The 20,903-nt window shown below is 39.9% G+C and carries 19 protein-coding genes and 1 pseudogene; 6 read left to right on the plus strand and 14 right to left on the minus strand.

The window, feature by feature from the left end; all coding sequences use genetic code 11:
- The first annotated feature begins 412 nt into the window (after nucleotides 1–412).
- Together I2432_RS09960 and I2432_RS09965 are read left to right on the plus strand one after the other, a co-directional pair.
- Entirely contained in the window at nucleotides 413–2,407 is a 1,995-nt protein-coding gene (locus I2432_RS09960) for an LPXTG cell wall anchor domain-containing protein (RefSeq protein WP_206158811.1), read from the plus strand.
- 458 nt (nucleotides 2,408–2,865) lie between these two features.
- Entirely contained in the window at nucleotides 2,866–3,708 is an 843-nt protein-coding gene (locus tag I2432_RS09965) for a DUF368 domain-containing protein (protein ID WP_206158813.1), read from the plus strand.
- A gap of 86 nt (nucleotides 3,709–3,794) precedes the next feature.
- On the opposite strand, the gene I2432_RS09970 is transcribed toward I2432_RS09965, so the two are convergent.
- Nucleotides 3,795–4,421, minus strand: coding sequence for an NUDIX hydrolase (locus tag I2432_RS09970; RefSeq protein ID WP_206158815.1), 627 nt, complete (start codon nucleotides 4,419–4,421; stop codon nucleotides 3,795–3,797).
- A gap of 202 nt (nucleotides 4,422–4,623) precedes the next feature.
- Between I2432_RS09970 and I2432_RS09975 the strand changes: the two genes are divergently transcribed.
- From I2432_RS09975 to I2432_RS09985, 3 genes are read left to right on the plus strand one after another with little or no spacing between them, the layout of a single operon-like run.
- A complete protein-coding gene (locus tag I2432_RS09975) occupies nucleotides 4,624–4,950 on the plus strand; it encodes a PadR family transcriptional regulator (RefSeq protein ID WP_021321234.1) in 327 nt (108 codons plus the stop codon).
- Entirely contained in the window at nucleotides 4,937–5,383 is a 447-nt protein-coding gene (locus I2432_RS09980; RefSeq protein WP_206158816.1) for a hypothetical protein, read from the plus strand. Before I2432_RS09975 ends, I2432_RS09980 begins: the two co-directional genes overlap by 14 nt.
- Nucleotides 5,384–5,401: 18 nt before the next feature.
- Nucleotides 5,402–6,457, plus strand: a complete 1,056-nt coding sequence (locus tag I2432_RS09985; protein WP_037579716.1) for a DUF1700 domain-containing protein — start codon at nucleotides 5,402–5,404, stop codon at nucleotides 6,455–6,457.
- A 102-nt stretch (nucleotides 6,458–6,559) separates the two neighbouring features.
- On the opposite strand, the gene I2432_RS09990 is transcribed toward I2432_RS09985, so the two are convergent.
- The gene (locus I2432_RS09990; RefSeq protein WP_206158818.1) at nucleotides 6,560–8,839 is read right to left on the minus strand and encodes a YhgE/Pip domain-containing protein; all 2,280 of its coding nucleotides are present in this window, start codon (nucleotides 8,837–8,839) and stop codon (nucleotides 6,560–6,562) included.
- Nucleotides 8,840–8,971: 132 nt separating this feature from the next.
- On the opposite strand from I2432_RS09990, the gene I2432_RS09995 reads away from it, so the two are divergent.
- On the plus strand, nucleotides 8,972–9,505 hold the full coding sequence (locus I2432_RS09995; protein WP_111692878.1) for a TetR/AcrR family transcriptional regulator: 534 nt from the start codon (nucleotides 8,972–8,974) through the stop codon (nucleotides 9,503–9,505).
- Nucleotides 9,506–9,958: 453 nt separating this feature from the next.
- Here the strand turns inward: I2432_RS09995 and I2432_RS10000 are convergent, their stop codons facing one another.
- The 12 genes and pseudogenes from I2432_RS10000 to mnmA all read right to left on the minus strand — a co-directional run bounded on the left by I2432_RS10000 (nucleotide 9,959) and on the right by mnmA (nucleotide 20,665).
- Nucleotides 9,959–10,306 (minus strand): type II toxin-antitoxin system RelE/ParE family toxin, encoded by a 348-nt coding sequence (locus I2432_RS10000; RefSeq protein WP_206158819.1) that lies wholly within the window; start codon nucleotides 10,304–10,306, stop codon nucleotides 9,959–9,961.
- A complete protein-coding gene (relB, locus tag I2432_RS10005; RefSeq protein ID WP_012516482.1) occupies nucleotides 10,296–10,583 on the minus strand; it encodes a type II toxin-antitoxin system RelB/ParD family antitoxin in 288 nt (95 codons plus the stop codon). Before relB ends, I2432_RS10000 begins: the two co-directional genes overlap by 11 nt.
- Before the next feature lie 104 nt (nucleotides 10,584–10,687).
- Nucleotides 10,688–11,043, minus strand: a pseudogene (locus I2432_RS10010) (ArpU family phage packaging/lysis transcriptional regulator).
- Nucleotides 11,044–11,068: 25 nt separating this feature from the next.
- A complete protein-coding gene (locus I2432_RS10015; RefSeq protein ID WP_043030268.1) occupies nucleotides 11,069–11,377 on the minus strand; it encodes a DUF1492 domain-containing protein in 309 nt (102 codons plus the stop codon).
- 349 nt (nucleotides 11,378–11,726) lie between these two features.
- Nucleotides 11,727–12,338, minus strand: coding sequence for a 30S ribosomal protein S4 (gene rpsD / locus I2432_RS10020; protein ID WP_012516485.1), 612 nt, complete (start codon nucleotides 12,336–12,338; stop codon nucleotides 11,727–11,729).
- Between the two features lie 436 nt (nucleotides 12,339–12,774).
- Complete coding sequence (locus I2432_RS10025; protein WP_012678721.1) at nucleotides 12,775–13,047, minus strand: Veg family protein; 273 nt, start codon at nucleotides 13,045–13,047, stop codon at nucleotides 12,775–12,777.
- Nucleotides 13,048–13,063: 16 nt separating this feature from the next.
- On the minus strand, nucleotides 13,064–14,440 hold the full coding sequence (dnaB, locus tag I2432_RS10030) for a replicative DNA helicase (RefSeq protein WP_172454094.1): 1,377 nt from the start codon (nucleotides 14,438–14,440) through the stop codon (nucleotides 13,064–13,066).
- Nucleotides 14,441–14,460: 20 nt separating this feature from the next.
- Entirely contained in the window at nucleotides 14,461–14,913 is a 453-nt protein-coding gene (gene rplI, locus I2432_RS10035) for a 50S ribosomal protein L9 (RefSeq protein ID WP_012516488.1), read from the minus strand.
- A complete protein-coding gene (locus I2432_RS10040) occupies nucleotides 14,910–16,886 on the minus strand; it encodes a DHH family phosphoesterase (protein WP_206158821.1) in 1,977 nt (658 codons plus the stop codon). Before I2432_RS10040 ends, rplI begins: the two co-directional genes overlap by 4 nt.
- Nucleotides 16,887–16,970: 84 nt before the next feature.
- Nucleotides 16,971–18,872 (minus strand): tRNA uridine-5-carboxymethylaminomethyl(34) synthesis enzyme MnmG, encoded by a 1,902-nt coding sequence (mnmG, locus tag I2432_RS10045; RefSeq protein ID WP_206158823.1) that lies wholly within the window; start codon nucleotides 18,870–18,872, stop codon nucleotides 16,971–16,973.
- A 2-nt stretch (nucleotides 18,873–18,874) separates the two neighbouring features.
- Nucleotides 18,875–19,339, minus strand: coding sequence for an NUDIX hydrolase (locus I2432_RS10050; RefSeq protein WP_206158825.1), 465 nt, complete (start codon nucleotides 19,337–19,339; stop codon nucleotides 18,875–18,877).
- A gap of 204 nt (nucleotides 19,340–19,543) precedes the next feature.
- The gene (gene mnmA / locus I2432_RS10055) at nucleotides 19,544–20,665 is read right to left on the minus strand and encodes a tRNA 2-thiouridine(34) synthase MnmA (RefSeq protein ID WP_043041253.1); all 1,122 of its coding nucleotides are present in this window, start codon (nucleotides 20,663–20,665) and stop codon (nucleotides 19,544–19,546) included.
- Nucleotides 20,666–20,903: the final 238 nt, after the last annotated feature.

Genomic DNA, 20,903 nt, shown 5'->3' on the forward strand with positions numbered 1-20,903 from the left:
CCATTGTGCTGTAACAAGCACTGTCATTACATAGCAACACCCCTAAAAACAAGCATCAGATTTGGTGCTTGTTTTTGAATTTATTGCTAATGCTAAACGCAACGATTATCACAAGTCATACAGTACTCGCTTATAGCAGCAATGCCAATAATGACTGATTTTACCAAATATATTCTCACATGCAACGCATTTGAAGCTAGTGAAGCGTCTATAAAGCCATATATCAGCAAAAAGCAACGATATAAACATGATAAAATCAGACGTTTGATAACTTAATTAAAAAAAAAAAAAAACGGAACTACGGAGAAAAAGATGAGCACTGTCGTTTCTCGCTATCAACTGCCATGTTAAAATCTTCTTTGTGAAAGAATTTTACAAAAAAATAATCATTCTATCACCAAAGGAGAGAAAAATGATAACCAAAAAACAGAGAAAACAAAAAAGACACTCAAGCATCAGACGTTTATGCCACCAAACCCTAGCAGCTACCCTCATCACAGGAAGCCTAATGGGAACAGGATTACTTGGAAATAAAGTCGTGTACGGGGATGTGGAAAGCGATGCCAAAAAAGTATTAGCAACATTGCGAGAAGGTAATCATAAAGAGAAATTAAAAAGGACTCTTAGATCAATTGGTGATGACAGTTTGTTATTATTATGGTTACTTGTATCAGGTGATTCTAGTTTAGATGAAAGTCAAAAAAGTTTTCAATATTTATCAATTTGGAATAGTGGATCTAGAGTTGGCAATGTCATTTCGCCTGTTGACTATTTTAAACAAGATAGAAAAAATACCGAAAATAGACAAGCTGTTTATAGTGAATTTAAACAACGTGTAGAAGAACGATCTAAAAAAGCTAAGGAAGCCGCTGAAGCTTTAGAACAAAAAGGACAATTAGAGCTTGCATTTAAGGACGTAGATCTACGACTTAAAAAAACTGAGGAAGCATTTCGATTGACAGCTAAAATTCAAAAAAATTTGCAAAAAGAAAATAAGAAAATCAAATCAGATCTAGACCAAGAAAAACTAAAAACAAAACAAGCTGAAGAAACTGCCCAACAAGCTAAAAACAATAAAGAAAAAGCAGAGGCTGAAGCTAAAAAAGCTAATGAAAAGACTAAAACTGCTGAAGAAAAAGCTAACCAAGCGGAAGCTGCCAAAAAGAAGGCTGAAGACGAGGCTAAAACCGCTAAAGCAGAAGCTCATCAGGCCCAGGAAGAAAATAATCGACTAAAGAGCGAAAATGAACAAGCTAAGCAAAAAGCCACTCAAGCAGAACAGGCTAAAAAAGCTTTAGAAACTCAAAAAGAAAAGCTTGAACAAGAGATTAAAGAAGCTCAAGAATCAAAAAACAAAGCCGAGCAAAAATTAAAAGACCTACAAGAATCAGCTAGTCAGGGCAGTGAATTGTCTAAACAACTGTTAAAAGAAAAGCAAGAACTAACAACAAAACTTCAAGACCTGCAAAAACAAGCTAATGAAAGATCAATTGAAATTGACAAGCTAAAACAAGAGCTTGAAAATAACAAGAATAACAGTGGTCAGCTAAGTCAACAAGAACAAAAGCTTCAAGAGCAATTGAACAAAGTTCAAGAAGAGCTGAAACAAAAGGAAATGAAGCTTGAAAAAGCTACAGAACAGCTGAAGCAAGAACAAAAACCTCATGAAGGTGGCGGAGATTCTGACACTTCCAAGACAAAAATCGCTGAACTGGAACAACAGGTTCAAACACTAACCAAGGAAAAGGCAGATCTGTCATCAACCCTTGAGTCAACAAAAGCTCAATTGTCAGAGACTCAAGCAAAACTATCAGAAGCTCAAAAACAATTGACTGCTGCCCAAGAAAAGCTAGCAACACTTGAAGCCGAGAAAGCAGCGCTTCAACAGCAAGTCGATACCATTTCAAAACAGCTATCAGAAGCGCGTGACCTTAGCAAAAAGGAAAAAGCAGCACTCCAAGAGCAGATTAATAAGCTAAAGGCTGAGATTGAGCAAAAGACCAAGGAAATTGAAGCTTTGAAGCAAGGCATGCAATCTCACCAAGGTCAAGAAAAGCCAAAGGATCCAAAAACTCCGGAAGCACCAAAAGAACCAAAGATGCCTGAAGCACCAATGAAGCCAGAAGATCCAAAGACTCCTGAGAAAAAAGATCAACCACAAACGCCTGAAAAACGTAGTGTCCCTTGGACTGCTCTTACACCAGCTAAGCCAATTGACACTACCAAAGCTCCTAAGAGCTCAGCACCTAGCTCACAAGCTGGGGTAGCAACACCTAAAAAGCAATTGCCAGCAACTGGTGATACTGCGACACCTAGCTTCTTTACCGCTGCTGCTATGGCAGTATTGGCTAGCGTCGGTGTCCTAACGCTCTCACCTAGACGCAAAAAGGAGCAAAACAACCGTTAATATAGAGGCTCATATCTGGATTGAGTAACAGCAAACCCGACATGAGCAAAAACAAATGTCTAACAAAAAATCACTGATATTAATACTTTAAACAAAGTCTTTGAGTCAAGCTAAACAGGCTAGTCTGCCTATTGGCTTGGCTCATTTTGTGATTGTGAAACACACCAAGGTCAAGTTTATTGACCTTCTATTTTAGACTAGCCTTTTCTCTTGTATAGCGTAGATGTGACGCTCTCTAGCTTACTCAAGGAGGCATTCAACCATCTTCATATAGTATTTGTCATGCTTCTTCCAAAGACTTTTGGTAGCTTCAACGCTCTATATAAATGAATGAAAAAAGATAAACCACACAAAACTGCGGGTTGTTTTTATAGTTGCGATAGCTCTTACAGATATGAAAAGTCAATACAGCTATTAAAAATATGGTACAATAGGGGTACGATTTTTAGGAGGCATGTATGGTTTCAGTTCTTTCACGAGTGATTAAGGGAATGATTATTGCGCTTGGCTTTATTTTACCGGGAGTATCTGGAGGAGTATTAGCCGCTATCCTTGGGATCTATGAGCGTATCATTGCCTTTTTGGCTCATATACGTGAGCATTTTGTTGAGAATGTTCTCTTTTTCCTACCTGTTGGGGTCGGTGGTATTTTAGGGATTGCCCTCTTTTCTTACCCTGTTGACTATCTGCTCAAGCACTATCAGGTACCAGTCTTATGGGGCTTCGCTGGAGCCATCATAGGAACCGTACCTAGCCTGATAAAGACTTCGACAAAAACATCTCAGCGTGACCAAGTTGATTGGCTCTGGCTAGTATTGACCTTTATCCTATCAGGACTGGGACTTTATTTCTTAAATGATCTCGTTGGGACAATACCTGCAAGCTTTGCTGCCTTTGTCCTAGCTGGTGCTCTGATTGCTTTAGGTATTTTGGTACCTGGTCTTAGCCCGTCTAATCTTTTATTAATTTTAGGACTTTACTCACCTATGCTGATTGGCTTTAAATCACTTGATTTGGTAGGAACCTTTTTACCCATTGCTATTGGTGGCTTATTAACCATGCTAGCTTTTTCCAAGATTATGGATTTTGCTCTCAAGCACTACCATTCACGCGTTTACCACTTTATTATCGGTATCGTCCTATCGAGTACCCTGCTCATTTTGATTCCAAATAGCAGCAATGAAGAAGCTATCTCTTACGCCGGTGCAGGTCTTGGCACCTGGCTAATGGCTCTGCTATTATTTGGCCTTGGTGTCTGGCTTGGTCTATGGATGAGCCAGCTTGAGGAAAAATACAAATAGCAGTCGATACAGCAGCAAATACCTCTAACAGTAGTATTAAGATCAAAAAACGAATGACTAGCTCTCAGCCTTATCACCAGCTGTGACTAGCATTCGTTTTTTAATAGGTCATCATGCTGCCTTGCCTCTGTCATGATTTCTATAAAACGGTTCGTCAATTGAGCAGTTATCCCCCAGATAGGCCTTTCTAAATGCTCATAAAATAATATCTGACCTTGCATGTTCCTAAACCTGTATTGCTCTCCATTAGGGATACGATCCAACGGAAAGTCTGACGAGATTATCGATTGCATTTGTAAAGGATAAACAGTGGGAGCTTGCGCCATGAGCTTCTCCAGAGACACCGTAAACAAGCTGTCAACCTCTTCATTGACCCTAAGCCTTCTCCAATCATCAATAGCCAGCTCCGCAACAAAGCAATGAATGCTACGAGTCGGCTGAACTAAATAGTCAATCTCACCCCAGACATGAACCTGCTCAGGCTCTATATTGAGCTCCTCTACCGTCTCACGAATAGCCGCCTGCTGATAGGTCTCACTCTCCTCCACGCGCCCACCAGGAAAAGAAACCTCCCCTGGCTGAGAGACGTGTTGGCTTCTGATTTCATACAAGACCTGCCACCTCCCTTCCTGCCAAATCAAAGGCAAGCAAACCGCATAACATCGCTCCTCACCCAAGGGCCTGGCCTGATAATGTTCAATAATACTCTTCATCTGTCCTTCTCCTTATCATATCCAGCACTAGCTACTTCCATAGTATAAAATAGCAATCCTTTGGTCAAGAAATGGCTACGATTGCTCTCTATAATATATAAAATTTTTATATATAAAATATTGACATATCAAAACAGAAGCTCTATACTTAATATATAAAATAATTATATATATAAATACGAGGCAAGAAGGGAGCAACCAGATGTATTTTCCAGTATCTGCTACCTTGATTGAATTTTTGATTTTATCTATTGTTGACAAGCATGATTCCTATGGTTATGATATCAGCCAAACCATTAAGCTTGTCGCTAATATCAGGGAATCAACCCTATACCCTATTTTAAAAAAGCTAGAGAAATCAGACTATTTAACCACCTATAGTCAGGAACATCAAGGTCGCAAGCGTAACTACTACACCATTACAGCCAAAGGCGAAAAGCAGCTGATTTTCTTAAAGGAAGAATGGCAAAGCTACAAGACTACCCTAGATGGCATTATTGAAGGGAGATTAAGGCATGACAAGAGCTGAGTACCTAGCAGAGCTAGACAAATACCTACGAAAATTACCTAAAGCAGATTATTATGAAGCTGCTGAGAACTCAAGGCAGCTAGAACTTAACGAAGGCAGGATCAAAGACTCTTCTATCACTGTAGCTGATACAAAAGAAGAAAACGACTATGACTATACAGACCCCTCCGAGCTTGCTATAAATCATGTCACAATTAAGGGGAAAAACACAATTAATGGCGGCGATATTAATATCAATACCACATTAGCAAATCTAAGAGATATTGCTTATCATGTCACAACAAGAGGTAGTATCAAGCTCAGCTCTCGTTTTTCAAACGCCAAGCTTAACACAGACGCAGCAACAGGAGCTACTTCATTTCACTCTGACATAGCCAATACTGTCAATCAACTTGACATCACTGTCAATCAAGGCGACCTATCAATTCATTAATCAAGGGAGGATATCATAATGACTAAACAAGATTTTCTAGACAAGCTAAAGCAGCAGATCAACCATTTACCTCAAAAGGATTACCAAGAAATCATTGACCATTTTACAGAGTATTTTGACGAGGCTGGTCCTGACCATGAGCAGGCTATCCTTAAAGAACTGGGAAATCCAGAGGACATTGCCAAGGAGCTATTAAAAGCCTTAGATCTCCCCGAAAAAACAGACGAAGATGACTGGACGAATTGGGAAGTTGACAACAAAACAAAGTCAGAAGCAAGCTCACAAAAGCTTGAGCCAATAGTTGACATTCGCTACAGTCTGCTCAACCATGATTTAACCATTGAAGTTGCTGACATTCCTTACCCTACTATTTCATATGATGATAACCGCATCACAATAAGCCAAGATAGTGACGGCATGCTCAATATCATTGAAGACTCAGCTGTACCAACAATACAATATGGCTTTCATTTCCTAGATCGCTGGCTGGCAAAATATCAAGCCATTATCTTGACACTACCCGTCAACCACCACCTGAAAAAAATCTCTGGAGAAAGTGATAACAACGATGTCACCATAAGCCATATACATTGTGATAGCATTAGCTCTAACACTTACAATGGAACGATTTCTATCAGTCATTTATCAGATAGCACTGTCAACCTGATCAGCAAAAATGGGAACATTATTTTAGAGCATTGCCATATCCAGTCTAGTAAATGTCAAGCCAAAAATGCTAACCTAATCTGTGACAATAGTACCCTAATAAATTGCCAGCTAAGCAATGACAATGGAAACATCAGATTAGAAGCAAGTCAGCTAACAGAAACCTCCGTTGAAAATAAAAATGGTAATATCATAGGGCAGCAGCTATCCTTTTCCAATGACATCACTATCATCAATAAGAATGGAATCATTGACATCAATTGTCCTAGAGAAAATCTCAGCTACTATGACGTAAAGGCTTCAAATAATAATGGATTTGTAACGATCAGTCAAGAAGCAGGTCGTCAAACGCCCTTTAAAGCCCAGCTTACCATTTCCAATAATAATGGACTTATCTCCGTAAACTAAACCAGCCATTAAAAAAGCTTCTAGAAAGAGCTCAAGCCACAATTTCTAGAAGCTTTTTACTATATCTACTGTTCAACGATAGCCTGTCAGCTCAGCTATTAGCTAGGACGACTGCTTGTCCTTTGGACGATAAATCAGCACTCCTATAGTCATAAAGCTTAACAAAAAGCCAACCAATATACCCGTCTCTAAACCTATATGGGCTGTTAATGATATTGTCTGACGAAGGCCAGAGACAATATAAGACATTGGAAGATAAGGGTGGAGAATCTGAAAGATCTGACCACTCAACTCAATAGGATAAGAACCACCCGCAGCACCAACCTGTAGTAGCAGCATAATTAACGAAGCAAAGGCACCATATCGGGCATCCCAGCCGACCAATGCAGTCACTAAAGCCATCAAGGTCCAGCCACTCAGCATAATAAAGCCTAAGGTCTTGATACCGTCATTAGCTTCAAAGCCTAGCAGCTGAAGCGCAGCGTAAAGAATAACAGAGCCAACGGTCGAAATCATGCCATTGATCAGTAATTTTTGCCTTGCCCAATCCCATCTATCTTTAATCGGCTTACCAGATAAGGCCTCTGCAAAAATAATATTTGTAGACAAGGCAACTACCATTAGAGACACAGCAATCATATAAGGAGCCATGCCAATACCATTGGTCCTAACCTTATCCTTGTCCTTCTCTGATAATGCTACTGGATCAGATACCATATCAGCATTCTGATCCTCTACCCAAGCCATTGAAAGCTGGTCAGAAGCTTTTGACAGTGAGGTCGTTAAGCTTGACAGACCTGTTGACAAAGTTGTCAATCCACCTGTCAACTGAGAGCTACCAGAAGAGAGCTCATTGGCTCCAAACGCTAGCTGATTAGCGCCTGCTGTAAGCTGTTGACCACCTGCTAGTAATTGACTAGATTGATGGTTAAGAGCTGTTGCCCCTGTAGCAAGAGTAGACAGGCCTGCTGTAAGAGCTTCATTCTTAGCTGTCAATTGATTAAAGCCACCAGCAAGAGCTTGACTTCCTGATAAGAGCTGGGCTGTTGTTGCTGAGTGAACAGCCCTTAAACCAGTTGAAAGCTCTGACAAGGCCTTACCTGTACTAGGTAGGATTTGATCAGCTTGATAAGACAGCTGATTAACAAGTGCTTTAAAGTTCCTCAGTTGATCAGCTGCACCAGCACTTATTGACATAGCCTCTAGCTCCTCAGACAACGCTTGCAATGATGTCAACATAGCCTTTGCCGATGTTGTCGCTTTAGTTGAAGTATTGGAAATAGCTGAGCTCAGTTCCTCTTGCTGCTCAGAGCTGAGACCTTGATAGGTAGCTGTAGCTTGTAGAGCGGCTAGCTGATTGTTCTTATCAGCAGTATCGTCTGCTATAAGCTCCTGCACTAAACGCGTCATATCAGCTAAATGCTTAGCAATGGCTCCTGAGTCCACATTTGGTGCCAAAGACAAGGAAAGATTGGTATTTAGCTGCTGGATAGCCTGATTAAGCTTTGGTAGGCTAGCCATTAAAGCTTGAATATTAGCTTGTTTGTCTTGAGACAGATCACTTCCTAGAGCCAATTGGGTCAAGCCAGCATTTAACTGATTAGCACCCTTGGATAATCGAGAGACACCATCTAGATACGCTGGCATATCAGCTGCTAGCTGTCCTAAGCCAGTATCAAGCTGACCAACACCAGCTGTATAGGCAGCTATACCACTAGATAGATTGTCCGCTCCTTGAGATAAGCGAGCACTTGATTCAGATAAGGTGTTCAAATGCCTTGACATTAGCTGACTGCTTGTCCTAGCAGTTACTAAGCCAGCGGCTAATTGCTGACCGCCATCTGAAGCTTCCTTTAGACCAGATTGGAGCTGATGCATGCTTTTAAAAACAGAAGTGATATAGGTCTTCCTTATATTTTTAGAAACAGTCTCTCTCAAGTGATTCATAGCAGATTCACCCATTTTAGACGCGATAAAGCTGTGCCCCTTACTGGTTTGATAGCTGACAATTAGCTTCTCTGGCTGCTGATCTAATAGCATAGTAGCCTTTTGTGACAAATCCTTTGGCAACGTAATCGTCATATAATAACGACCCTTTTCCAAGCCCCTCTGTGCAGCACCTGCAGCCACAAAATGATAATCCAATTCCTTGTTTTTAGACATATTGTCTACCATATCTTTACCAATAGTCAGTCTCTTGTTATTTAAATAAGCAGGCTTATCCTGATTCACAACTGCTACAGGCAACTGATCAACCCGACCATAAGGATCCCACATGGACCCTAAAAAGGACAAATTGTAGAGAGCTGGCACTAGAGCAACCCCAATCATTGTCACTATTACCTTACGATTTTTGATTATTGCTTTTAATTCTTCTAGCATTATTTTTTCTCCAAATAGACATACTGTTCAAAAATTATGATAGAATATATTATACAAATAAAGTGACATTTTACAAGGTAAAAAATAAACTTTTTAGACATAATGTCTATAAGTGTTCAAAAGGAGATAATGATGGATAGCCGCAAGCAACAAACCAAGAAGGCCATTCTTAATGCAATGGTGAGCTTACTAAAAACAGAAAGCTTCGATGATGTAACAACTGTTCAGCTGGCTAAAATGGCAGGCATTAGTCGTTCTGGCTTTTATACTCACTACAAAGACAAATATGAGATGATTGATTACTATCAGCAAACCTTCTTTCACAAATTAGAATACATTTTTGAAAAAGAATACCAAAACAAGGAGCATGCCTTTTTAGAAGTATTTGAATTTCTCAAGCGAGAGCAACTACTATCTGCTCTGCTATCCTCCAATGGTACCCGAGAAATCCAAAGCTTTATCATTAACAAAGTTCGTCTATTGATCACTACCGATCTTCAGGACAAGTTCAGTAAGGACATCTTATCCCCAACCGAAAGAGAATACCGAAGCATCTACCTAGCACATGCCTTTTTCGGTGTCTGCCAAAGCTGGATTGCTAAAGGAAAAAAAGAATCCCCTCAGGAAATGACTCATTTCGTCTTAAAAATGCTATCTAAAACATAACCCTACGCTGATGATGCCAAATCCAGCACCAAAAAAATAGCTTTGTAAACTATTTTTTCTTGAGTTTATAATGATCTTTATGCCTAACAATACCGATCTCCAATCGTTAGAATTTTGGTCTAATCTTTTGGGATCGGTACATAAATCAGCTAACAGCTCAACCAAAAAAGCCCACTGTTGTAGGCTTCTTACAATATAAAGTCTTATCTTAAAGCATTTTGTTGTACAGTTAAGATTACTTAGCTTTACACGTTCTTTACACTCCCTAACCCCTGATATGATAAGCTTTCTAACCAAATAACTTATAATTAGACAGTGTTAAATACTCCCCCAAAGTTCGCAAAAAGGGGAGCAAAAAAAGGGCCTTTCAGTAGCCCTAAGTTATGAGTTCAGCAGGCAAGAAACTAGCACCGCTCCAAGGTGCTTTTTAAATTGTCTTGTTTCTAAAAGCGTTTATTTTTTCCTGAACAGTCTGATATAGTCTTGCTTGCTATGGAGAATGTCAGATACAAAGACGGCTTTTCTGTCCTCTAAAATATGATAAAAAGCTAGGTAATCCCCTAAAACAATGCAACGGGTATTGTAGGGTGGATAAATGGCTTCTCCTACTCTCTCGTCTGCATTAAATCCTGCTTCTGGAAAAAATTCAAGGCGTTCTAAACCGTAAAGGATATTGTTAACGGTGCTAGCGCCTGCCTGCTCTGAAAAGTACACAGTTGCAATATAGCTTTTTATACTCCGTAGCTGCTCCTGTACGGTTTCAGGAATAATAAGGCTATAAGGTTTGTGATCAGATACCAAGGTTAGCCCTCACTTCACTAGCATTATATACGCGTCCATGTTCTAAATCATCAAAGCTTTGAGCAATTTCAGCCCGTAAGTCTGCAAGTAGTTCAGCTCGTTCTTTATCGGCGTCAGTCTCAAAAGGCAAGGCGTTATTTTGTACAATGTTTTCTAAAAACAAATTAAAGCTAGCTGTCATATCAAGATTTTGCGCTGTGATAACGGCTTTAGCTTTTTCTAGTAAATCGCTGTTGGTTTTAAAATTAACCTGCGTATTTTTTTCTAAGACTTGCATAGTAGCACCTCCTTAAAGGTATTATAGCACTATGAACTATATATGTATAGTCATATATAGTTACATGCTTACTGATGTTCAAGAAGCAATAATATTTGCCCAGATTATTTTAACACCCCACCCCTATAATGCTCCGAAAACTCAAGCAAAGCTCTTTTCTTAGTGTTATAGTACCAGCTTTGGTTCTCATTAAGTTCTTCTATGATGTCCTGTTGAGGTTTTTTCTCACTGATCAAATAGCATTCAATTAGTATTTTCCTGTATTCTAGCTTAGATAGTGGTTAATGGCATGCTTAATAGTCTAGCTCCTCTAGGGCACATTCTCGGCTTATTTCAAGGCATTTTCTGCTCGTGGAATTAATAGCTTGTAACGCTTGTTATACGTTAAATTAAGGCTATTGGCGACACGTTGCCATCTATGGAACTCTTTTAATTTACGAATGGCATTCTTCTTGCTCATCTAATATCTTTAAAGCTTCTCTGTGTCATTTGAAAACAGTATTCCTTGAATAACCTAACTTATCAGGTATCTCGTCCCATGATAAGTCGTCCACATATCTAGCCTTAATAACAGCTATCTGTTTCTCATTTTGTAAGGTGGCAATCATGGCTAGTCTCTTATCACGTTCTTTGCCTAAATACAAGAGTTGCTTAGCAGTACCTTTTTCAATGTCCTTTACCTCGGGGTTATGAAAAGTATTTATCAGCTTGATGTCTTTGTCTCGTTGCTCCTCAAATAAGGTCATTAAAGCAAAGAGTAACTGCAATTCTTTGAGTTGTTCTTTAGCCCCCATGATTCGCTCCTTTATGGTAAAATAGATTTATTGAATTATTAACCAAGGTAGCTAGCATAAGCTGGCTTTTTTAGCTTCAAAAATCGTCTCTAAGCGTTTTTTTGAAGCTAGCAATATAAAAAAGTTATCAACCTACCAGATAGAAGCGCTAAAACCATGGTTTATTTTAGCCTGAGAGGGTTATTCTTTGTGGTAGGGTTCTTAGCTAAAATTATCTGTGAAATGCTTTAGAATAAGGCTTTGAATCTTTGTTAAAAATTTCAAAAAGGGGAGCAAATCCAGAAATCAACGATTTAAGACAAAGCAAAAAGCCCACTGTTGTAGGCTTCTTACAATATAAAGTCTTATCTTAAAGCATTTTGTTGTAGAATTCAACGACAAGTGCTTCATTGATTTCTGGGTTAATTTCGTCGCGCTCTGGGAGACGAGTTAATGATCCTTCAAGCTTTTCAGCGTCAAATGAAACAAAAGCTGGACGTCCAAGAGTTGCTTCAACTGCCTCAAGGATTGCAGGAACCTTCATTGATTTTTCACGAACAGAGATGACTTGGCCAATCTCAACGCGGAATGATGGGATATCAACACGCTTACCATCAACAAGAATATGACCATGGTTGACAAACTGACGTGCTTGACGACGAGTAGTTGCAAGACCTAAGCGGTAAACCACATTGTCAAGACGACGCTCTAAAAGAAGCATGAAGTTGAAACCAAGAGTTCCTTCTTTGATTTTTGTAGCTTGTACGAATAGGTTACGGAATTGTTTTTCCCCCATACCATATGAAAAGCGAAGCTTTTGCTTCTCAGCAAGCTGCAAGCCATATTCTGAAAGCTTGCTACGGTTGTTAGGGCCATGCTGACCAGGTACGTAGTTACGACGTGCCAATTCCTTACCTGTGCCTGTCAATGACAAGCCAAGACGACGTGATTGTTTCCATGATGGACCAGTATAACGTGACATGTATCATGTCCTCCTCTAAAAAATATAACGAGGAAATAACTGTTTGAAAAATCCTGATTCGTGCAGGAGGTTTTCGCCTAAACAGCAAAGGTTACTCAATTTAGTTAACCGCCTGTTGACGAGCTTCATATTTTTCTGCTGTTATTTCACACAAAGCTAATTGTAACATGAAAAAGGTATTGATTCAAGGTTTTTTTACATTTTTAGTATCATATCATCAAAAATGGTTAGTTGTAAGCTCAAAGATTGGGACCTAGTACCAAGAGCTTCAGAGTAGCTGCTTTTCAAGAAAGCTAGTCCCTATTATTAACCAGGACTTTATTAGCCAGGACTTCAGCCATTTGCCAATAGGTCCTCCTAGGCTTCAAATTGATACATATCTTTACACAGCTGTCAACAAAGTGTAAAGAAAAAGCCCTAAATGGGCATTGATTTTTCAATCAAAATAATGAATCAGTGTTTTTTCCGTCAAAATATCTGAATAGGTATAAGACTCAACATAAGAATTATTCGCTTCCCCTGAAGCATCTGGGTTCCCCTGATACTCAATGATAAATAAAGAAGGGTAAACCTCTATCAATCTGCCAACCTTATTTTTTTCACGCTTACGACCATTTTCAAGTGTTAACTCAACCAACTGACCTTCATGAGCCTTAATGTCTTCCTTTATTTTTTTCATTTTGGCAACATCTGTAAATGCATCACTCATTCTCTTTCCCTCTTTCTTATCTTTCCTCAAATTGAGCTATTGTCGAAAATTTATTGTATTCCTTTTGAAACATCAGCTTAACTGTCCCACGCGCACCTGCCCTGTTTTTCTCAAGAATCACCTCAATTGTATTATCCTCAAGGATTTCCTCTGTGCTGTCATTTTCTTTACGATAATAATCGTCTCGGTACAAAAATGCAACAATATCTGCGTCTTGCTCAATAGAGCCAGACTCACGAATATCAGATAAAACTGGACGCTTGTCCTGCCTTTGCTCAACTCCACGAGAAAGCTGACTCAAAGCAATAACGGGCACCTTTAATTCCTTAGCTAAAATCTTCAGCTGCCTCGAAATATCAGAAACCTCTTGCTGACGATTTTCAGGTCTTGTACCAGTAATCAGTTGGAGATAATCAATGACAATCAGCCCTAAGCCTCCTTCAACCTCCTGAGACAATTTACGTGCCCTAGCTCTAATTTCAGTGATCTTAATGCCAGGTGTATCATCAATATAGATGGGTGCCTCTGCTAAAGCCCCCTGAGCAATGGTTACATTATTCCAATCCTGGTCAGTCAATTGACCAGTTCTCAAGCTATGTGAATTGACCATTCCTTCAGCTGCCAGCATACGATCAACAAGGCTTTCAGCTCCCATTTCTAAGGAGAAAATGGCAACCGCTCTCTTTTGCTTTGTACCAACATTTTGAGCAATGTTTAAGACAAAGGCCGTCTTACCGACCGCAGGACGGGCTGCTAAAATAATCAGTTGATCTGGGTGTAAACCTGTTGTAATCTTGTCAAGGTCCCTAAAGCCTGTTGGTAAACCTGTGACGTCTGATGTCTGCTTAGAACGAACCTCGAGATTCTCATAATTAATTTTTAAAACATCTGAAATCTTACGAAAGCCACTACGATTACTATGCTCACTGATATCAACCAAGGCCTTTTCGGCACTTGCAATAATATCCTCCGAGTCAGATGTGCCCTCATAGGCTAGGTTTACAGTCTCTGTCAACCTGTTGATAATGTCACGCAGCATAGCCTTTTCAGCTACTATTTTAGCATAGTATTCTGCATTGGCACTGGTAGGTACACTATTAACCAACTCAACAATATAAGACAAGCCACCAATATGTTGAAGGTCCCCTTGGTCATCAAGAATCGTCCTCACTGTTGTTGCATCAATAGCGTCATTTCGATCACTAAGCCTTATCATTGCCCTGAAAATGACCTTGTGAGAATACTTATAAAAATCCTCTGGACCGATAAATTCTCTAACGGTAATCAACTTGTCTGGCGAAATAAAGATAGAGCCTAGTACAGATTGCTCGGCCAGTAAATCTTGGGGTTGAACTCGTAACTCAGCAACTTCAGGCAAACTCAGCACCTCCAAATCTTTTTTAGGCTGATGTGCTATGCCTCAGCAATGTTTAGCTTTATTTCAGCTATCACTTCTTTATGCAACTTAACTGGCACCTCGATAAGACCAATAGCACGAATAGGGTGATCTAAAACAATATGACGCTTGTCAACCTTGACCTTAAATTGCTTTTGCAATTCCTCGGAAATTTTCTTGGCTGTAATTGAGCCAAAGGTACGCCCATCTGGTCCAACCTTTTCCTTAAACTGAACACGAGTCTTTTCGTCATCTAGGATTTTCTTAACAGCCTTAGCCTCTGCTAGGATTTCAGCCTGTGCCTTTTCCTCAGCTTTTTGTTGCCCTCTTAGCTGGCCAATTGCTTGACTGCTAGCTTCCCTTGCTAGATTTTTCTTAATCAGAAAATTCTGAGCGTAGCCAGTGGGAACCTCCTTGATTTCTCCTTTTTTTCCTTTTCCTTTGACGTCAACTAAAAAAATGACTTTCATGACTCTACCTCTCTTGTTTCTTTCATTGTGTTATCAATTGTTTCTAGTAACAGCTGCTTAGCCTCGCTCAGACTAATATGCTTCATTTGACACGCTGCTAGGTTGAAATGCCCTCCGCCACCAAGCTTCTCCATTATTCTTTGGACATTGATTTTACTACGACTTCTTGCTGATATAGCAATCTTATCAGCTCCTGTCTCTACAATAACAAAGCTAGCCTCAATATGGGCCATTGATAGTATGGTATCTGCTGCCTTACTAGCAATGACATTACTATAATATTGCCCAGCAAGCCCGGTTGCAACGATAATGGAGTCGCTAAGGCGCTCACCTCTGAGAATGATCTCATTAACCTGCTTATAGTCATCAAAATCAGTTGCTGAAATATTTTGAATTTCGACGCTATCACTACCTCTGCTTCGTAAATAACTAGCAACATCAAAGGTTCTACTGGTGACACGTGTTGAAAAATTCTTAGTATCCAGCATAATACCAGCCATCAAAACACTTGCTTGAATCTTGTTTAAGCGCTTCTTCGCATTTTGAAACTGGATTAATTCTGTCACTAGCTCTGCAGCACTGCTTGCACCACTTTCAATAAAGGTCAAGATAGCATTATCTGGAAAATCATCATCTCTTCGGTGATGATCAACGATAATAACATCTTGGAATTGCTCGTAAAATTCCTTAGACAAGGTTAAGGAAATCTTAGAGTGATCCACCATTACTAACAGTGATCTAGGGGTCGTAAGCCCCATTGCTTGAGAAACACTGATAAGACGTGTCTTACCATCAGCCTGTAAGCGCTCGATAGCTCTTTCAATGTCTGGACTCATCTCATCCGGATTATAGACAGCAAAGCTGTTTTCAATAATGTTACTAGCAAAAAATTGCATACCAACAGCCGAGCCTAAGGCGTCCATGTCCAGTTTACGGTGACCTACGATAAACACATTATCAACCATTTTGATACGGTCTGAAATAGCTGTCATCATGGCACGCGTCCTAGTCCTAGAGCGTTTAACCGTAGAAACAGAGCCGCCACCAAAATAGACAGGATTTGTATGGTCTGCATTTTCACGAATAACAATCTGATCTCCGCCTCGGACAAGAGCAATATTCAGATTCTCAAGAGCAACCTGACCAATTTGACAGTGATTTTCCTCTCCAAAGGAAATGCCCATACTTAGGGTCAATGGTAGCTGCGCTTCTTGGGCTTCCTTTCGGAACTGCTCTAAAATAGAAAACTTATCGTCCATCAGCCCTTTTAAGATCTTATAGTCTGTAAAAAAGTAAAAACGATCCATATTAACACGTCGATAAAATACCTGCTTAGATTCCATAAACTCAGCTATGAAATTAGCCACAAATGAATTTATCTTTGACGTATCAGCATCAGATAAGTCATCTGTAATGTCGTCATAATTATCCACAGAAATAATACCAATAACTGGCTTTAGCAAGCTAGAATCTGCTGATTGTCTATTACCAACAGAGCTATCAAAAAAATAAAAAATGCCTGATGTAACGTCAATATAAGACGTGTATCGATTGCCAGAAACCTCAAAGGTTTGAGAAATATCACTTTTACGCTTATCAGTGAGAAGCTGTTGGATCGTTTGTTCCTGTAAAAAACCGTCCTCATCAGTGAAAATCAGCTCTGCGTAAGGATTGTACCACTCAATAGCATTGGTTTCTTGATCAAACTGAATAACACCAACTGGCATGTTATCCAGTAACGTTTTTAAATTATTTTCTGTTTGTTCGTTCAATAGCTCAATATGGTCTAAATCAGACAATTCGTAAACCTTTTTTTGATACCAAAGCAAGGCCGCAACAAACAACAACACTAAAAAAATAGCTAGTGTGATCAGCATTTTTGATTGCATGATCCTAACACATAAGGCTAGTAAGCCGAATAAAATCAACTCCATCATAATTAAATGAATGGTTTCAAAACGAAATCTTTTCATCTTTAACCTCTTAATCCCGTATTATACCATAAAACAGCCCTGAAATACAGAGCTGTCAGTGGTTTTGAGATTACAATTTGATGACTATTGTGTTTTACGACGAGCCTTTCCATTACCTTCAAGATAAACCATTAAAATGCTAATATCTGCCGGATTTACACCTGAAATGCGACTAGCCTGACCAATGGTTTCTGGATTGATTTTTTTAAATTTTTGCCTTGCCTCAGTAGCAATTGAGTCAATAGCGTCCCAATCAATGGTCTTAGGAATCCGCTTTTCCTCCATACGCTTCATTTTAGCAACCTGATCAAGGGCCTTTTTGATATAGCCTTCGTATTTGATCTCAGTTTCTAGTAGCTCAATCAGCTTAGCATCTAATCCCTCAGCAGCAGGACCTATAAATGACACTACAGTGGCATAGTCAACCTCTGGTCGACGCATAAATTCCTTAGCTGTCATTGCGTCCGTCAAGGGCTTAAAGCCAAGCTTTTGAACACGAGCATTGGTTTCTTTGATCGGCTTTAATTTGATACTATCTAGCCGCTTTAATTCATTGTCAAATTGATTTTTTTTGATTTCAAAGGCAGACCAACGCTCATCGTCAACTAGGCCAATTTGACGACCAATTTCAGTCAATCGCATGTCCGCATTGTCATGACGAAGAATGAGACGATATTCTGCGCGTGATGTCAGCAAGCGGTAAGGCTCCAAGGTACCTTTGGTTACCAAATCATCAATCATTACACCAATATAAGCGTCACTGCGCTTTAAAATGAGCTCAGGCTTGCCCTGAACCTTCAAAGCAGCATTGATACCAGCGACAAGGCCTTGACCAGCAGCTTCCTCATAGCCTGAGGTTCCATTAGTCTGTCCGGCAGTAAAGAGGCCTGAAATCAATTTGGTTTCAAGTGTAGCTCGAAGCTGATGAGGCAGCACAATATCATACTCAATAGCATAGCCTGTTCTCATCATCTCAGCATTTTCAAGCCCTTTAATAGAGTGAACCAATTCCTTTTGGACGTCCTCAGGAAGACTTGTAGATAGGCCTTGAACATAAACCTCCTCAGTGTCAAAGCCTTCTGGCTCTAAAAAGAGCTGATGACGCTCTTTATCAGCAAATCGTACAATCTTATCTTCAATTGATGGACAATAGCGCGGGCCAACTCCTTTGACAACCCCTGAAAACATAGGTGCTCGATATAGGTTTTTAGTGATGATATCATGACTGGTCTGATTGGTGTAGGTCAGCCAGCAAGGAATCTGATGAGCCAAATAATCTTTGTCCTTAGACATAAAGGAAAAATGATTTGGAGTTACATCACCAGGCTGAATCTCTGTTTCCTCATAATCAATAGAAGAAGCCTTGACACGTGGTGGGGTTCCTGTCTTAAAGCGCCCAATTTCAAGACCAAGCTTTTTTAAATTATCAGCTAGCGTCACTGAAGCTAGGCTGTTATTCGGACCAGACGAATATTTCAATTCTCCAAGGATAATCTCACCACGAAGAGCTGTACCTGTTGTTATGATCACTGCCTGAGCTGCATATTTTTGCCCTGTTGCTGTCAGCACTCCAACAACCTTACCATTTTCCACTAAAATATCATCAATCATAGACTGGCGAAGGGTGAGGTTTTCTTGCTTTTCAACAGTGTGCTTCATTTCACGTGCATACAGGCTTTTATCTGCCTGAGCCCGTAATGCTCGAACTGCCGGTCCCTTACCTGTATTGAGCATCTTCATTTGGATATAGGTTTTGTCAATATTTTTCCCCATCTCTCCACCAAGAGCATCAATTTCGCGAACAACAATGCCCTTAGCTGACCCTCCAATAGAGGGATTGCAGGGCATAAAAGCCAGCATATCAAGATTTATCGTGGCTAATAAGGTTTTACACCCCATACGGCTAGCCGCTAAACTGGCTTCAACACCTGCATGTCCTGCTCCTACAACGATGACATCATAGGATTCTGTAAATTCATGTACCATATCTACTCCTTTATCTCAATATGTTTTATATGCTGAAGTTGCCCGTCCCAATGCTTTATAGCCCTTTTTAAACAACTAGGATTGAGCCTTATCTTGTCTAGATCATCAAGAGCAACCCACTCACAAACCCTGGCATGACCACCCTCAACTAAAGAAGGGCTAGGATCAGATAATAGACTTACAATATAGTGAAACTCAATCTGATGAAAGTTCACTCCCTCTAGACAAAATTGATTTTCAACCACAAAGGCTAAGTGATCAACTGAAACCTCAGCTCCTACCTCTTCTAGAACCTCACGCTTGATAGCTTCTTCTGTGCTTTCTCCAACATGAATAGCACCACCCAAAAGATAATAGTCCTCTTTGGATGATTTAGCAAGATAAATATAGCCGTCTTTAATTATTAACGCTGAAGCCCTGACACCAAAGCTATGGTCTGCTGTCCTTGTTCTAAAATCATGAACCATCTTTTCTCCTTGACACTGTTCTTAAGCCATAAAAATAGTCAAAACCCGAGAAAGCTGTAAGTCAAAAAGACCTACAATTCCCATGAGCTTTGACCATCATCGTTATTGTTAACCTTATTCTATCAAAATTTGCCAGCTTGTCAAGACTTATCAGATGACAAAGTCGTCAATAATATTGACACATCTGTCAATTGATGTGTCAAGCTAAATATATTGACAAGGCTCGTCATCTTTATATGCCATATCAATAATGCCACCACCAAGACACTCATGACCATCATAAAAAACGACTGCTTGACCGGGTGTAATCGCACGCTGAGGCTCAGTAAAAACAACCTTAGCTTTGTCTTTCTTGACATGGACCGTCACCTTAGAATCTGGCTGACGATAGCGGAACTTTGCTGTGCATTCTAGGGTGAACTCTTCAGGAACCTCTCTTGTAAACTGAATGACAGAAGCGTCAAGACTAGTTGACATTAAGGACTCGTGGTAAAAGCCTTGACCAACATAAAGGATATTTTGTGAAAGGTCTTTTCCAACAACAAACCAAGGCTTGTTATCTCCACCCTGCTGACCACCAATGCCAAGTCCCCCACGCTGGCCAATAGTGTAATACATCAAGCCTGCATGCTCTCCCATATCACGACCATCAACAGTCATCATACGTCCCTTTTGAGCTGGTAAATAGTGACTGAGAAAGGTCTTAAAATTCTTCTCACCAATAAAGCAAATCCCTGTTGAGTCTTTTTTCTTTGCTGTTGCAAGGCCTGCTTGTTCAGCAATAGCACGTACCTCTGATTTTTGCAGGTGACCCAAGGGAAACATGGTTTTTTGGAGCTGCTCTTGTGATAATTGGCTTAAAAAATAGGTTTGGTCCTTGCCCTTATCAAGACCACGCAGCATATGGACTATACCATTTTCATCACGTTTAATTTGGGCATAGTGACCTGTTGCTACATAATCAGCACCCAATGTCATCGCATAATCAAGGAAGGCTTTAAATTTTATCTCCTTATTGCACATGACATCAGGATTTGGGGTGCGGCCTGAACGGTATTCTGCTAGGAAATACTCAAACACCCTATCCCAATACTCTTTTTCAAAATTAACAGAATAGTAAGGAATACCAATCTGATCGGCTACGGCTGCCACATCTTTATAATCCTCAGTCGCCGTACAAACACCAAATTCATCTGTGTCGTCCCAATTCTTCATAAAGACGCCAATCACATCATATCCCTGCTCCTTTAACAGTAAGGCAGTTACAGATGAATCAACACCGCCACTCATGCCAACAACAACACGCGTTTTCGAGTTATCTGTCATCGTTTATTCTCCCATCAATATAAGATACAAGGACACGAAGAAAAGCATAGAACGAATCAACTCGCCTAAACAAGGATCTGGCAAATTGTTCATTTCTACATTTTTTTCTTTGTCCAAATGTTTTCTCAAAGCTCGATTTGAAGGTCGATTTTGAAGCGCCGCTAGACGCATGACTATTATAACAGTATTGTCTCTTATTTCCAACAATATCTTTTTTCATAACAAACGACATTTGATT

Origin of the sequence: Streptococcus equi subsp. zooepidemicus, assembly GCF_015689395.1 — a bacterium.
GTDB classification, from domain to species: domain Bacteria; phylum Bacillota; class Bacilli; order Lactobacillales; family Streptococcaceae; genus Streptococcus; species Streptococcus equi.